Raw genomic sequence first — 15,495 nt, forward strand, 5'->3', positions numbered from 1 at the left:
GGAGGCATCGGTCTCCCCGCGCGGCGCGCGAGCGCCATTGCCACATGCCCGGACCGGCACGGCAGGTCGACTCGTCCGTGTCACCTGCCGGTGCGGCTGCCGATCAGGCACTCTCGTCCGCCGCCTCGGGCAGCAGCCCCGCCTCGACGATGACGTCGACCGTGCGGGAGTAGTGCGCGGTGAGCAGTGCCGCCGCCCGCTCCGTATCCCGGGCGAGCACTGCCTCGGTGATCTCGGCGTGCTCCCGCTCGACGTCGCGCTGCTGAGCCGTTGGCGACGGAGCCGCCCATCGCCGGTAGAGCTCGGTCTGCGCGGCGAGGTTCGTGCACAGGGTGATGAGTGGTTCGAAGCCGCACGCCTCGACGATCGTCCGGTGGAAGGCGCGGTGCGCGGCCGACCACTTCTCCGTGATGTGCGCAGGGTCCTCGGAGCCGCGTCGCGGCGTGCCGGCGAGCCGGTGATGAGCGGCTACCACCTCGGACTCCCAGGCAAGGTCCCCGCGCTCGATCGCCATCTCGACCGCAAGAGCCTCGTTGTAGCGTCGCATCGTCGTGAGGTCCGCGAGCTCGCTGAGCGAGAGCCGGGGAACGAAGAACCCCCGGTTGGGTTCGACACGGACGAATCCTTCAGCCGACAGCCGCAGAAGGGCCTCGCGTACCACCGTCGTCGAGGAGCCCATCTCTGCGGCGATCGCTGCCGGCGCGAGCCGCGCGCCCGGGACGTAGCTCCCCTCGAGGATCCATGAGCGCAAGGTTCGGTGCGCCGCGTGCATGCGCGTCTCTGATCCGTCACGTCGAGCCATTGCCCCAGTCTATCCTAGGACTAATAATCGATTATCTGTTGACGGGACGACTATCGCGCCGTAGTGTTCTGCGAGCCGCGCGTCCCGCGGCGCTCTCGACGACGAGGAGTCAATGATGCGGACCACCATGCTCAGGAGAGCCCTCGTGCCGGCAGTTGCGATCGTCGGACTCGCTGCTTGCGGCGCCGGCGACACGGACGACGAGGGGGGCGACGGTTCGGGCGAGCTCGAGACGGTCCGTCTTGGGGTCTATCCCGGTGCGACCTTCGGGTCGGTCGACCTCGCTATGGCGGAAGGCATCTTCGAGGAGCACGGCATCGAGATCGAGATCACCACCAATGCCGGAGGCGCCGCGGCAGCGGCAGCGCTCTCCTCGGGGTCGCTCGACGTCGCTGTCGGGAACCCGGTATCAGCGATCCAGGCCGGCCATCAAGGAATTCCCATTCAGATCATCGCGGGATACGGGATCGATGGTCCGGAACTGGACGACTCCGCCGCCGTCGCTGCACTCGCGAACCATGGCGTGGAATCGGCGTGCGACCTCGAAGGGCGGTCGGTGGCCGTGAACTCGCTCGGTGGTCAGCTGGAGCTGAGTATTCGCGAGTCCGTGCGCCTGGACGGTTGCGATGACGGCGCTGTCGAGTTCGTCGAGATGGGCTTCCCCGACATGCCGCCCGCACTGGACGCCGGGCTCGTCGACATGATCTGCGTCTCGCAGCCCTTCCTCGGAGACGTCCTCGAGCACGGCGGAGAGGTCGTGCTCGAGCCGGAGAACACGGCTGGAATGGGTTCTCCCAACCTTGTCACGTTCGCGTCCAACAGCTGGGTCCAGGAGGAGCCCGAGGTGGTCGACCAGTTCCTTGATGCGTGGGCCGAGGCTCTCGACTATGCCCAGGCGCACCAGGACGACGTCCGGGATCGTCTGCCGGAGTTCATCGACATGGATCCCGAAGTTGCGGACGGACTTCCCCTTGCGCCGGTCTCAGCGGAACTGGACAGGGAGGGCCTCGCACACACTGCCGGGTTGATGACCGAGTTCGGCATCATCGACGGTGAGGCCGACCTCGATTCGATTGTCCGCAACTAGATCGAATCTACATCTCGGTCAAACCTGGAGATTCACGACATGCGAGTGGCAATCATCGGCGCGGGTGTGGCGGGACTGACCCTCGCCCTCGCGCTGCAGAAGAACGGCATCCGGCCTGTGGTCTACGAGGCGGCGCCCGAGATCCGGCCGATCGGCGCAGGCGTCAACCTCATGCCGCACGCGGTGCGTACCCTGGCACGCCTGGGCGTCGCCGATGAACTTGAGCGACGCTCGATCGAGACCAAGGAGTGGGCGTTCTTCAACCGGTTCGGACAGCTGGTGCACGAAGAACCCACCGGACGGTATGCGGGGTATGCGCACCCCGCTCTCTCGATCCACCGGGGCGACCTCCAGCTGACGCTGCTCGAGACGGTGCGCGATCGGCTCGGCCCTGGCGCGGTTCGGCTGGGGATGCAGGCGACAGGATTCTCCGACAGGGGGGACGGCGGACCAGTCGTCCTCCACCTGCAAGATGCCGACGGACAAGCGGTCGACGTCGAGTGTGACGCGTTGGTGGGTGCCGATGGTGTGCACTCCGTGATCCGGCGGCAGCTGCACCCCGACGAGGGCGAGCCCCGCTACTCCGGCGTCACGATGTGGCGCGGCACGGTCGAATGGGACAGCTTCCTCACCGGCGCATCGTTCGTCCGGATCGGTTGGCTGGCCTCCGGAAAGGTTGTGGTCTACCCCGTTCGAGAGACAAGCACGCCGGGGAAGCAGCTCATCAACTGGGTGGCGGAGATCGAAGCGCCGCAACGAACAGATCGCGCGTGGAACGCTCGTGGCCAGCTCGAGGACTTCATCGATGTATTCGACAGCTGGACGTACGACTGGTTGGACGTCGTCGGTATGATCCGCGCAACGGATACCGTCCTCGAATATCCCATGGTCGACCAAGAACCGGTCGACAAATGGTCCTTCGGGCGAGTGACATTGATGGGTGACGCCGCGCATCCGATGGTGCCGCGGGGCTCCAACGGGGCCGGGCAGGCGATCCTTGACGCTCCAGCTCTTGCGCACGCTCTTCACTCACATCCGAACGTCGCCGATGCGCTCATCGCGTACGAGGCCGAACGGTTGCCCGCAACGTCGAAGGTAGTGCTTGCCAACCGGGAGGCAGCGCCGGACACCGTGCTTCGGTTGGTGTACGAACGGACGGGCGACCAGCCGTTCGACCGCATCGAGGACGTGATCGCGCCGGAAGAGTTCTCGCAGATCACCGATCGCTACAAGAAGATCGCCGGATTCGACACGGAGACCCTCGCTGCCTTGGACGCAGACGGTGTCTGAGTCGACCCGGACGGCCGTCCACGTGAGTGCCATGCTCGGGGACAGAATCGACGGGAGGCGGTGATGGGCTCGATGGACGCCTTCTCCTCGGCTTCCCGTACCGAGAGAGGTGAGCAGGCCTCGCCACCGGACGATCAACGGGGAACGAACCTTGACACGGACGTTGTCGTCGTCGGGGCGGGCCCGACCGGTCTCACCACGGCACTTGCGCTCGCCCGCATGGGGATCGACGTCCAAGCGGTGACGCGCTATGGCTGGCTGTCAAACTCGCCGCGGGCGCACATCACCAACCAGAGGGCGATGGAGGTCCTTCGAGACCTGGGCGTCGAGCGTGAGGCGCTCGAGCTCGGTGCACCGTGGGACCAGATGGGTGACACCCTGCTCACCACGTCGTTCGCGGGTGAGGAGGTGGCGCGCATCCGCGCCTGGGGCACGGGCGACGGCGAGCACGGCCGCTACGTGGCCGCCAGTCCGTCGCCGATGCTCGACCTGCCGCAGCCCAGGCTCGAGGGCGTGCTGGTCCGAAACGCCGGCGAGGCCGGCGCCAAGATCCGCTTCTCCACGGAGTACCTGGGGCATGAGCAGGTTGGCGATCGTGTCGTGGTCACCCTTCGCGACCGCCTGTCCGGGGCGACCTCCGAGGTGCGTTGTCGTTACCTCGTGGCGGCAGACGGCGCCCGATCTCAGATCGTCAGTGCCGAAGGACTGCCGTTCGAGGGACAGATGGGGCGCGCGTCGACGCGGTACGTGCGATTTCGCGCCGATCTCACGCATCTTGCCGCACACCGACCCGCCATTCTCTACTGGATCGTCACGCCAGGGGGAGCGTTCGGGGAAATCGGGCTCGGCCTGCTACGGAACGTGCACTCCTGGGACGAATGGATCGCGGGATGGGGATTCGACCCGGAGGTGCCGGGAGCGGCTGCCGACCTGCCCGACGACGAGGCCATCGCCCGTGTCCGTGAGCTCGTCGGTGAACCGGAGCTGTCGGTCGAGCTCATCGATCAATCGACATGGCACGTCAACGAGGCGTACGCGACGACGTATCGGTCGGGACGCGTGCTCGCCGCGGGGGATGCGGTGCACCGCCACCCGCCGTCGGGCGGCCTGGGATCCAACACATGCATACAGGACGCGTTCAACCTCGCGTGGAAGTTGACGTACGTCCTTCGCGGATGGGCCGAACCTCACCTGCTCGACTCCTACTCCGACGAACGGGTGCCCGTCGGCAAGCAGATCGTGCAGCGCGCGAACGCATCGCGCCGCGACTATGAGGAGATCCGGTCTGCGTTGCGGTTCGACCTCGGTGTGGACCGGGAGTCGGTGCTGGCACGGCTGGACGATCCGACGGAGGACGGCCGCACGGTCCGCGACGAGCTCGGGCGGGCGCTCACCACCAAGCACCTCGAGTTCAACGCTCACGGCGTCGAGCTCAACCAGAGATACGCCTCAACCGCAGTGGTCCCCGATGACGCCCCACCGGAGGACTGGTCGGGGATCGATCGTGAGCTGGTCGCCCGGGCGACGACCCGCCCCGGTGCCAAGCTCCCGCACGTGTGGCTCGTCGGGGCGGACGGACGGAGAGTGTCCACGCTCGACCTCGTGGGCAGGGGCCGGATGACTGTCCTGACCGGCCGGTCGGGGACGGCGTGGAGCGAGGCAGTCGAGCGGCTTGGCCTGCCGTTCCTGGACGCACTGATCATCGACGCCGGCGGAGCCCGAGATCTCTATCGCGACTGGCAGCGCGTCCGCGAGATCGACGAGGACGGTGCCCTGCTCGTGCGCCCGGACGGCTATGTCGCCTGGCGGCACGCCGACGGGGTGCAGGACGTCGACCAGGCGCACCTCCTGCTCGCCACGGCGTTCACCACGATCCTCGGCCGACAGTGAAGGAGAAGTCGCGATCGCGACGTGCCATCGCCGCTGGGCCTGTGCTGAGGGCTCACCATCGCCGAGCGATCCCGTGACACCGAGGTGAGCACGGAGACGCATTCTGCGTCGAGCCGAACATCGATCGACGAATATGCCAGCGACTACCGGCCCCGAGCCGGTCGAGTGAGAGGACCGCGATGACAGACGACGAGAAGATGCCCTCGGTGCCGACCCCCCGCGCCGTGAGTGAGATGGGGTACATCGCCATCCGGACCACGGACCTCGAGTACAGCGTGCAGATCGCCGTCGACGTTCTCGGCCTGCATGTCACTGCCCGCGAGCCCGGCCGGGCGTACCTGTCCGCCGCCCCCGTGAGCCACGAGATCGTCTACATCGCTGCGGACCACAACGCCGTCGACCACATCGGCCTCAAGGTTCGCGACAACCAGGCACTCGTGGAGCTGTGCGCCTCGCTGACGGCCGCGGGCCGTCAGATCGCGGCCGAGGGCCCGTTGACGCCGAACGTCGAGAGCGGCTTCGCCGTCGTCGGGCCGGACGGCTTCGTCTTCTCCCTCTACGAATCGATGGATGGCCAGGACACTCGCCCTGCTGCGAACCCGACGAAGCGGTTCGGCCACGTCAACCTCCACGTCTCCGACCTCGCTGATGCCCACGCGTTCTTCGTCCGGGACCTTGGCTTCATGACCTCGGACATCATCGGGAACATGGGTTACTTCCTCAGGTGCAACTCCGAGCACCACGGGGTCGCCCTGCTGGCCGGCCCGGGCAAGCTGCACCATCACGCCTGGGAGATGCGCGGCGTCGGCGACATCACGGAGGTCCTCGACCGGCTCGACCGGCTGGGGGAGCGGCGGGCGGTGTGGGGGCCCGTGCGCCACGGGGCCGGGCGCAACATCGCCGGGTACTACGTGGAGCCGCCGGGCGACGTCGTCGAGGTGTACACGGACATGGACCAGATCTACGACGACTTCCGGCCGCCGATCGTGTGGGAGGACGGCGACGACAGCTGGATCAATCGATGGGGAACCTACCGCGGCGACAACTTCCGCAGCCATGGGATCCCCGCCGCGCCGCTCGTCTGACTTGGCACCATGCGAACCGGCCGACCGGCGAACGTTCGCACCGCGCACAGGACGTAGCCCTGGACGTCTCTCACACGACCAACAACCCGCACGACCCGACTGCCCAGGAGGCATTCCATGCGTTTCCTCACCTTCACGACCGCTGCCCTCGCCCCCACATGGGGCGCGATCGACGGTGACGACGTCGTCGTCCTCGGCCCCGGCGGCGCAGACCTCGCACCGACCCTGGCCGACGCCATCGCCGGCGGCCCGCTCCCGGCCGACGTCGCCGCGCTTCCCGCCGGTGCGGCGCGCGTGGCTCTCGCCGACGTCGCTCACCTCCCGGTCGTGCCCCGGCCGGGCAAGATCGTCTGCGTCGGGGTGAACTACGCCGCGCACGCCGCCGAGGCCGGCCGCGAGCGCCCGCCGGCGCCTACCCTGTTCGTCCGCTTCGCCGAGTCGCAGATCGGTGCGGGCGCCGACGCGATCCACCCGACGGAGTCGGAGAAGTTCGACTACGAGGGCGAGCTCGCCCTCGTCATCGGCACGCGGGCGTACCGCGTCTCCCCCGACGACGCCCTCGGACACGTCGCCGGCTACGCGCCGTACAACGACTTCACGGCCCGCGACTGGCAGCGAGCCACGCCGCAGTGGACCGCGGGAAAGAACTTCGTGGGCACCGGCGCCTTCGGGCCGGCGCTGGTCACCCCCGACGAGGTCCCGGACCTGCTCGACTCGACCCTGACGACGCGCGTCAACGGCGAGGTCCGACAGCAGGCGAAGATCGCCCAGCTCACCTTCACGATCCCCGAGCTCATCGCCCACATCTCCACGATCACCCCGCTCGAGCCGGGTGACGTCGTCGTCACCGGCACGCCGGGCGGCGTCGGCTTCTTCATGGAGCCGCAGGGGCTGCTCTCGGACGGGGACGTCGTCGAGGTCGAGATCGGAGGCGTCGGTACGTTGACGAACACCGTGCACCGCCGCGTCGCGGAGCTGCCCACCTGGCTCTGATCCCCTGCTGGCCGCGGGCGCCCCTACGCCGGAGGTGTCCGCGACCGCAGTGGGCCCGCGGGGAGACATCGGTCTCCCCGCGCGGCGCGGGGCCCGCCGTGCCGTAGAGTGCGGGGCGCAGTCCGCCACCTCCTCGTCCCGGGCTGCCGGTGCCGCGGCCCAGCCGCCACCAGCGCCCCCGCAGCGACCCGCGCGGGCCGAGCGCCCCGGACGGGGACACGGACGGACGGACAGCACCGCCTCATGACCTCAGCCTTCGCACGCCTCGGCGTGCCCGCCACCCTCACCGCGGTCCTCGACCGCGCCGGCATCACCACCCCCACCCCGATCCAGGCCGCGACGCTGCCGGACTCGACCGTGGGTCGCGACGTTCTGGGCCGGGGCCGGACCGGCTCGGGCAAGACCTACGCGTTCTGCCTGCCGCTCGTCGCCCGCCTGGCGGCCGTGGCCCGGCCCCGGCGCACCTCCGGCGGCCACCCGCGCGCGCTCATCCTCGCGCCGACCCGTGAGCTCGTCCTGCAGATCACCGAGACCCTCGACCCCCTCGCGAAGGCTGCAGGCCTGAAGACCCGCACGGTCTTCGGCGGCGTCGGGCAGAACCCGCAGGTCAGCGCGCTGCGCTCCGGCGTCGACATCCTCGTCGCCTGCCCGGGCCGCCTGCTGGACCTCATGGGCCAGGGCGAGGCCGACCTCGGGGGCATCGAGGTCGTCGTCCTCGACGAGGCCGACCACATGGCCGACATGGGCTTCCTGCCGATGGTCCGCCGCATCCTCGACGCCGTTCCGCGGAGCGCCCAGCACCTGCTGTTCTCCGCGACGCTGGACTCCGGTGTCGACGTCGTGGTGAAGAAGTACCTCACCGACCCGGTCGTGCACGAGGCGGACTCGGCGACCGCGCCCCCGCCGGCCTCGGCCCACCACGTCCTCCAGGTCCGCGAGGACGAGCGCATCGACGTCGTCTCGCACCTGGCCGCCGGCGCCGAGCGCGCCATCGTCTTCACCCGCACCAAGCACGGCGCCAAGCGCCTGACCAAGCAGCTCGGCTCGCGCGGGCACACCGCCGTCGAGCTGCACGGCAACCTCGGGCAGGGCGCACGCCAGCGCAACCTCGACGCCTTCCACTCCGGATCGGCCCCCACGCTCGTCGCCACCGACATCGCCGCGCGCGGCATCCACGTCGACGACGTCGCCCTGGTCGTGCACGCCGACCCGCCCACCGAGCACAAGGCCTACCTGCACCGCTCCGGCCGCACGGCACGCGCCGGCGCCTCGGGCACGGTGGTCACCCTCTCGACCGACGCCCAGACCCAGGACGTGCGCTCGCTCATGCGCAGCGCCGGCATCCGTCCGACCATGCACCGGGTCCGTCCCGGGGACGCCGTGCTCGCCGACATCGCCGCGGGTACCGCCGAGGAGTCGCCGGTCGACCTCGGCGCCGCCGGTGGTCAGGGTGGTCGTGGCGGCCCGGGTCGCGGCGGGTCCGGCGCCCCGGGTGGGGCCCAGGGCCGCACGACGGCGAGCGGCGGCTCGCGCCGGCGGCGCGGCGGTCGCGGACGTGGAGCGGGCGGCCCGGCCGGAGCCACGAGCGGTGGCACCCGCGGCGAGGGCCGCGGCAGCAGCGCGCACGGTGGGGGTACGCACGGTGGCAGCGCCCGCGGTGGCCGCCCCGGCGGCGAGGGCCGCGGCGGCCGGTCCCGTGGGGGTCAGCCCGCCGGCGGTCAGGGCCGTGGTGGCCAGGGCCGCGGCGGCCAGGTTCACGGCGGTGAGCACCGCCAGGGTGCGGCGGGCGGTTCCGGTGACGGCGGCGGCCGGCGCGGACCGCGTCGCGCCACGCGACCGGCCGCCGGCTCGCACTGACCTCACCCGGCTCTCGACGATCTTCCGTCTCGCGCTGCCCCTCAGGTTCCCGCTGACCTCGGGCGCTGCCTGACCCGCCGCGGCAGGTCGATCCCGAGCGCCCCGGCGTCGCCTCCGTCACAATGGGCCCATGGCACGCAGCGACGGACGGTCCGACGGCGTGGGCAAGGCCCTCGTCCTCCTGGCCGCCGCCGCGGGCGCCGGTGTCGTCACGGTGGTGACGTCGCGCCGGCGGCGGCCCGCGTCGGGGTGGCGCACGCGCCGCTCGCGCGAGACGCTCCTGCTGGGCGCGCGCCCGCAGGCCCCGCAGATCGAGGCGGCCCCCGGGACGAGTCAGCGGGCCGACCCGCACCCGACGGCGGACCGTCCCCTCGCTGCCGACACCCCCGCACCGGCGGGCGCTTTAGGGCCGCTCGGGGCCGACGCCCCCGCACCCGCCGCCGCGGCCCGACCCACCGGCGGCGCCGGACGACACCGCAGGGCAGGACCACCGACGACCGCCGAGGAGGCCGCAGTGACCCCACCCGTACCCGGCCCGGACGCCACGGCGCCGGACCCGGCCGGCCCGAGCCCCGCCGTCGACGCCACCGACCCCACCCCACCCGACCTCACCCCGCCCGACCCCTCGGCGGTCCGTCCGCTGGACGAGGGGAGCTGGGCGGACGCGGACTTCCCCCTCGGCGCCCACGTCGACGCAGGCGGCGCCACCACCTTCGCCGTGCACGCCCCGGCGGCCACCCGGGTGCTGCTGGAGATCTACCCTGCGGCCACCGGCGCGGACGCCGCCGTCGAGCTGGAGACCCGGCGGGGCGCCGACGGCGTGTGGCGCGCCCGCGCCGCGGGCGCCGGCCACGGCACCCTCTACGGCTACCGCGCGTGGGGACCGGGCTTCGACGTCGACCCGGCCTGGACCCGCGGCGGCTCGGCAGCCGGCTTCACCGCCGACCTCGACGAGGTCGGCAACCGCTTCAACCCGAACAAGGTCCTCCTCGACCCCTACGCCGCCGAGATCACGCACAACATCGGCGCCGACGTCCTGGCCGAGGCCGGCGGCAGCCCCGAGGACCTCGCCGGCGGCCCGGAGCACAACGCCGCCCACGGCCGCCCCCGCCGTGAGGTGGACACCGGGCGGATCGCACCGAAGGGGATCGTCGTCGTCGACGACACCTCCACCGGGACCCGCCCCTACCTGCCGCCCGAGGGCACGAGCATCTACGAGGCGCACACCCACTCGCTGACCGCCCACCCCAGCGCCGCCACCCTCGGCGATCTCCTCGCCGGGCGCCTCGGCTTCCGCGGCGTGCGCAACATCGACGACGACGCGCGCGGCACCTACAAGGGCGTCGGCCAGCTCGCGCCCTACCTCAAGGGGCTCGGCCTGACGACCCTCGAGCTGCTGCCCGTCCAGGCCACCGACACCACCGCCCGCCCCGGCGACGACGGCACGTCGAACTACTGGGGCTACATGACCCTGGCGTTCTTCGCCCCCAACCGCGACCTCGCGAGCGACCGCAGCCCGGGCGGGCCGACCCGCGAGTTCAAGGAGATGGTCCACGCCCTGCACGAGCACGGCATCGAGCTCTACCTCGACGTCGTCCTCAACCACACCGGCGAGGGCGGCAGCTGGGGCGGGGACCCGAACACCTCCGCCTTCGTCTCCATGGGCGGCCTGGCCACCGCGGAGTACTACGTCCAGACCGAGGATCATGTCCTCGTCGACGGGGCGACCGGCACCGGCAACCAGGTGAACTTCTCCAGCGACGTCACCCAGCGGCTCGCCCTCGACTGCCTGGCGCACTGGACCGACGTCATGGGGGTCGACGGCTTCCGCTTCGACCTCGCCCCGGTCCTCGGCCGCACCCCCGACGCCGCCGCGCGCGAGGACTGGGAGCGGCAGAAGCAGTTCCACCCGGTCCACCCGCTGCTCACCGCCGTGCGGGACCTGGCCGCCGACCGGCGCATCGAGGTCATCGCCGAGGCCTGGGACCTGTGGGGCTACGAGGTGGGCAACTTCCCCGCCGGCTGGGGGGAGTGGAACGGCCGCTACCGGGACGCCGTGCGGGACTTCCTGCGCGGCGAGGGATCGACGATGGCGTTCGTCGAGCAGGTCAACGGCGACTGGGCGGCCTTCCACGACCAGGGCGGGCCGGCCCGGTCGATCAACTTCGTCACCGCCCACGACGGCTTCACCCTGCTCGACCTGGTCTCCTACAACGACAAGGTCAACGACGGCCCCTACCCCTTCGGCCCCTCCGACGGCGGCGCGGACGGCAACCGCTCCTGGGACTCGGGCGGCGACCACGCGCTGCGTCGCGCCCGGCTGCGCTCCTTCCTCACCGTCCTGTTCCTCTCCCGCGGGGTGCCGATGATCGTCGCCGGCGACGAGCTCGGCCGCACCCAGAACGGCAACAACAACCCCTGGTCGCTCAACTCCGTGGGGATGTGGACGAACTACGCCTTCGCGACGTCGAACCACCCGACCGCACTGCCGGTGGATCCCACCGGCGAGGTCGAGGCCGCCTACCACGACAACGTCGGGCCGGCCGCGACCCCCGAGGGCGTGAGCCCCGTCCTCCCGCTCACCCAGGCGCTGGCCCACCTGCGGCGCGTCGAGCCCGCGCTGCGCCAGCGCGAGTGGGGCGGCATCCACCTCGACGACGGCGACGTCACCTACCTGTTCACCTCGCCCGACGCCGCGCGCGGCACCGAGGAGGGCGACCGTGCCGTGCGGGTGCACATCGACGGCTCGCCGGTCGGCGGCCACGACTATCTGATGTGCATCAACATGAGCACCGAGGTCGTCGACTTCGCGCTCGGCCAGGAGCACCACGACCAGGCCTGGCGGCGCGTCGTCGACACGGCGCCCTGGGCCGAGGAGCACGGCAACGTGTGGCCCACCCCGGAGGCGGAGCGGGTCGAGGGGCACTACGCCGTCCAGCCCTGGACGGTCGCGGTCCTCCAGCTCGCCTGACGAACGCCCGCCCACTTCCCACGGTCCCCTTCTCGCGAGTGAGCACTTTTTTGTCTCGACGTCGAGACTGTGATGTCTCAGGACATCGGTGACGTTTGGTGTCTCAGGACATCGGTGACGTTTGATGTCTCAGGAGATGGGTAACGGTTGGGTTGGTTGGCCATGAATCCGCGGGGTTGTCCGTTGCCGACGTAACGGGTTCCTGGGGCCGGCCGTGGACAGCGGCGGATGCTCTCGCCGTCGGCGTTGAAGAACTCGACGGTTGTCGGGTCCCAGGTGATGTGGATGGTCTGCCCGGCGTGGTCCTTGCTGAGGATGAAGGCGCTCCCGGCGACGTAGACGATGCCTCTGACCGAGGCGACCCGGGTGGCCTGGCCGTGGGTGGTCTTCGGTGCCGGGACCTGGGGTATCGGCTCGGGTCCGGGCTCGGGCTCGGGAGCTTTGGCGGTGGCGTCCCAGGCATGACGCGGCGTGATCCGCCCGGGCAGGCCCTGGTGGGGGCGTTGGGTGTTGTAGATGTTCTCGAACTCCTCGAGCAGTTCTTGCATCGCGGCCAGATCGGGGGCCAGCTCGCGGGCGTCGAGCCAGCGGCTGGTGGTCTGGTGATGGCGTTCGGTCTTGCCCTGGGTGGTGGGCTTGCCGGGCTTACCGGTGATGGTGTCCACCCCGAGCCGCTGCAGGTAGTCCACGAGCTTGCCGCGTCGTTTGCGCCGGGTGGGGTTCAGCGCGGAACCGTTGTCGCTGAGGAACCGTTGCGGGATCCCGTGACGGGCGATCGCGGTACGTACCACCGCCAGGACCGCCTCGGAGGTCTCCCCAGGGGCGGCCAGCGAGGCCAGAATCATGCGGGAGTGGTCGTCGATGACCTGCAGGACGGTGCCCTCCCGCCCGCCGGCCAGGGGGTAGGTGAACCCGTCCAGCTGCCACAGGCAGTTCGGTGCCGGATAGACGAACCTGCGATACGAAGCTCGCGGTCGTTTGCGTGGCTCGGGATCGACCGCGCCGGATGCGAGGAAGATCCGGGCCAGCGTCGCCCGTGAGGGCGGGGTCAGGCCTAGATCGGCCATCTTGTCCATCACGCTCAACGGCCCGTGATCCAGCCCGCTGCGGGCCAGCTCGGTACGCACCGCCAGCGCCTGCTCGATCACCTCCGGGGCCGTCCTGGTAGGTGACCGGGCCGGGCGGCGAGAGCGCGGCGCCCAAGCGGCCATGACGCCCTCCTGGGCGGCCCGGGCCCGAATCGCGTAGAAGGACTTCCGACTGATCTGGTGCTTGGCGCAGAACGCGGTCACCGCCCCGCGGGGTGCCTTATCCGGCCACTGCGTGATCGCGAACCGAACACTGCTGCTGATCTCCCTGGACCGTCCCATGGGCCATATCGACCACCAGAAGTGTCACCACGAACACCAGACATACCGTCACCGATGTCCTGAGACAGAACCGTCACCGAAGTCCTGAGACTTCACAGTCTCGACGTCGAGACAAAAAAGCGCTCACTCGTCATCGGCATGAGGAGGCGGACGAGGCTGGCCGCGGGGATCGCGGTGGCGGACACTGACGTCATGAGTGAACGGAACGACCACGACGCGCGTCAGGACGGGCCTACCGCCGACGACGACCTGCCCATCCTCACGCGGCGTCGCATCGAGGCCGCGATCCTGGCCCCCGTCTACCGGATCCTCGTGCGCGACCTCGGTCAGGAGCGGGCCAGGGAGATCCTCACCGAGGCGATCCGCGAGGACGCGCGCGCCCAGGGGGCGCGCCTGGCCCGCCGCGAGCCGGGCGGGTCGAACCTGCGCACCTTCATCGACCTCCAGGACCTGTGGAAGGCCGACGACGCCCTGCAGACCGAGACCCTCGAGGCCACCGAGGAGGTCTACTCCTACGACGTGCACCGCTGCCGGTACGCGGAGACCTACCGGGAGATGGGGCTCGGCGAGATCGGCGAGCTGCTCTCGTGCACGCGGGACTTCGAGTTCCCCTTCGGCTACGACCCGAGCATCACCCTCGAGCGGACCCAGACGATCATGTCCGGCGCCTCGCACTGCGACTTCCGCTACCGCCGCCCCGCCGGTGCGCCGAACGCCCACACCGACGAGCGGGTGCACGACTCCGGCGAGGTCGCGCACGTCGCCGCCGAGGATCGCGACCGGTGAGCGGTCGGCCCGGGCCAGCCGTCGGGCCGCAGATCGACGGCGAGCGGCTGTGGGCCGACCTCGACCGGGTGAGCACCTTCGGGGCCACCGACGCCGGCGGGCTGCACCGGCTCGCCGCGAGCCCCGACGACGCCGAGGCGCGCGCCTGGCTGCGCGCGAGCGCCGAGGAGCTCGGCGCCCACGCGCGTCTGGACCGGGTCGGCAACCTCTTCCTGCGCCGGCCCGGCGGCACCGCGACCGCGTCCGGCGCCGCGGCGACCGCGGCGAGCCCCGCCGGCGACCCGGCGGACACCCGCGCCATCCTCGTCGGCTCGCACATGGACTCCCAGCCCATGGCCGGGCGGTACGACGGCGTGTACGGCGTCGTCGCCGGTCTGGCCGTGCTGCGGGCGCTCGAGGCGGCCGGTCACGCGACCCGGCACCCGGTCGAGGTCGTCGACTGGACCAACGAGGAGGGTGCGCGCTTCGCCCCGATGATGGGCGGCAGCTCGGTCTACGCCGGGAACCTGCCCGCCGAGGAGGCGCTCGGCGCCGTGTCCCGGGCCGGGCTCGACGTGCCCGGCGCGCCCGAGGGGCTCACGCTGGCCAAGGCGCTCGCGGACATCGGCTGGGCCGGCACCGACACCGTCACCCCCGACGAGCACGGCGCCTACCTCGAGGTCCACATCGAGCAGGGCCCGCTGCTGGAGGCCGAGGGGATCAGCGTCGCCACCGTCACCGGCGTGCAGGCCATGGCCTGGCTCGAGGTCGACCTCGTCGGGGCCGCCGCGCACGCGGGCACCTTCCCCATGGAGTCCCGCAGCGACGCCCTGGTCGCGGCGGCCCGCGTCGTCACCGCCGTGCGGGACATCGGTCTGGCCCGCCCGCAGGTGGGGCGGGCGACGGTGGGCCGCCTCGTCGTGCGGCCCGGCTCGCCCAACGTCGTGCCCGGGGGAGCGGGACTGACGGTCGAGCTGCGCCACCCCGACGCCGCCGAGCTCACCGCGATGATCGCCGAGGTGCGAGGCGCGGTGGCGGCCGCGGCCACGGGCGGGGTCACCGCCGATGTCACCCTCACCTCCCGGGCCGAGCCGGTGACCTTCGACGAGGCGGTGACCGACGTCGTCGAGCGGTCCGTGGCCGCGCACGGCCACCCGCCGCGCCGGCTGGTCTCGGGCGCGGGGCACGACGCCGTGCAGGTCGCCTCCCGGGTGCCGTCGGGGATGCTGTTCATCCCCTGCGTCGACGGGGTCTCGCACGCCGAGGCCGAGGACATCACCCCGGCGTGGGCGCTGGCCGGCGCCCAGGTGCTGCTCACCGCGGTGCTCACCCTCGACGCCGAGCTCACCGGCCCCACGAACGACGAGTGAGCACTCTTCTGCCTC

The 15,495-nt window shown here is 71.3% G+C and carries 11 protein-coding genes; 9 read left to right on the forward strand and 2 right to left on the reverse strand.

The features are described 5' to 3' along the window. Nucleotides 1-103: 103 nt before the first annotated feature. A complete protein-coding gene (locus AC3D3D_RS09500; RefSeq protein WP_463663409.1) occupies nt 104-802 on the reverse strand; it encodes a GntR family transcriptional regulator in 699 nt (232 codons plus the stop codon). A gap of 112 nt (nt 803-914) precedes the next feature. On the opposite strand from AC3D3D_RS09500, the gene AC3D3D_RS09505 reads away from it, so the two are divergent. The 7 genes from AC3D3D_RS09505 to AC3D3D_RS09535 all read left to right on the forward strand — a co-directional run bounded on the left by AC3D3D_RS09505 (nt 915) and on the right by AC3D3D_RS09535 (nt 11,975). Next, nucleotides 915-1,889 (forward strand): ABC transporter substrate-binding protein, encoded by a 975-nt coding sequence (locus AC3D3D_RS09505; protein WP_488511910.1) that lies wholly within the window; start codon nt 915-917, stop codon nt 1,887-1,889. A gap of 39 nt (nt 1,890-1,928) precedes the next feature. Next, complete coding sequence (locus tag AC3D3D_RS09510) at nt 1,929-3,179, forward strand: flavin-dependent oxidoreductase (protein ID WP_463663411.1); 1,251 nt, start codon at nt 1,929-1,931, stop codon at nt 3,177-3,179. Nucleotides 3,180-3,242: 63 nt separating this feature from the next. Further along, the gene (locus AC3D3D_RS09515) at nt 3,243-5,069 is read left to right on the forward strand and encodes an FAD-dependent monooxygenase (protein WP_488511912.1); all 1,827 of its coding nucleotides are present in this window, start codon (nt 3,243-3,245) and stop codon (nt 5,067-5,069) included. Between the two features lie 179 nt (nt 5,070-5,248). Further along, complete coding sequence (locus AC3D3D_RS09520; protein WP_463663413.1) at nt 5,249-6,154, forward strand: VOC family protein; 906 nt, start codon at nt 5,249-5,251, stop codon at nt 6,152-6,154. A 117-nt stretch (nt 6,155-6,271) separates the two neighbouring features. Next, on the forward strand, nt 6,272-7,147 hold the full coding sequence (locus tag AC3D3D_RS09525) for a fumarylacetoacetate hydrolase family protein (RefSeq protein WP_463663414.1): 876 nt from the start codon (nt 6,272-6,274) through the stop codon (nt 7,145-7,147). A gap of 243 nt (nt 7,148-7,390) precedes the next feature. Continuing rightward, nucleotides 7,391-9,004, forward strand: a complete 1,614-nt coding sequence (locus AC3D3D_RS09530) for a DEAD/DEAH box helicase (protein WP_463663415.1) — start codon at nt 7,391-7,393, stop codon at nt 9,002-9,004. Nucleotides 9,005-9,134: 130 nt separating this feature from the next. Continuing rightward, nucleotides 9,135-11,975 (forward strand): alpha-amylase family glycosyl hydrolase, encoded by a 2,841-nt coding sequence (locus tag AC3D3D_RS09535; protein WP_463663416.1) that lies wholly within the window; start codon nt 9,135-9,137, stop codon nt 11,973-11,975. 77 nt (nt 11,976-12,052) lie between these two features. On the opposite strand, the gene AC3D3D_RS09540 is transcribed toward AC3D3D_RS09535, so the two are convergent. Next, complete coding sequence (locus AC3D3D_RS09540) at nt 12,053-13,345, reverse strand: integrase core domain-containing protein (protein WP_463663417.1); 1,293 nt, start codon at nt 13,343-13,345, stop codon at nt 12,053-12,055. Between the two features lie 192 nt (nt 13,346-13,537). Here AC3D3D_RS09540 and AC3D3D_RS09545 point away from each other — a divergent pair, with 192 nt between their 5' ends. Both AC3D3D_RS09545 and AC3D3D_RS09550 read left to right on the forward strand, forming a co-directional pair. After that, on the forward strand, nt 13,538-14,131 hold the full coding sequence (locus AC3D3D_RS09545) for an L-2-amino-thiazoline-4-carboxylic acid hydrolase (protein WP_463663418.1): 594 nt from the start codon (nt 13,538-13,540) through the stop codon (nt 14,129-14,131). Beyond that, nucleotides 14,128-15,480 carry a M20 family metallo-hydrolase gene (locus AC3D3D_RS09550; RefSeq protein ID WP_463663419.1) on the forward strand — a complete coding sequence of 451 codons (1,353 nt, stop codon included), beginning with the start codon at nt 14,128-14,130 and terminating at the stop codon, nt 15,478-15,480. The genes AC3D3D_RS09545 and AC3D3D_RS09550 overlap by 4 nt, the downstream gene beginning before the upstream one ends. Nucleotides 15,481-15,495: the final 15 nt, after the last annotated feature.

It is taken from the genome of Georgenia sp. X1117, assembly GCF_057784635.1.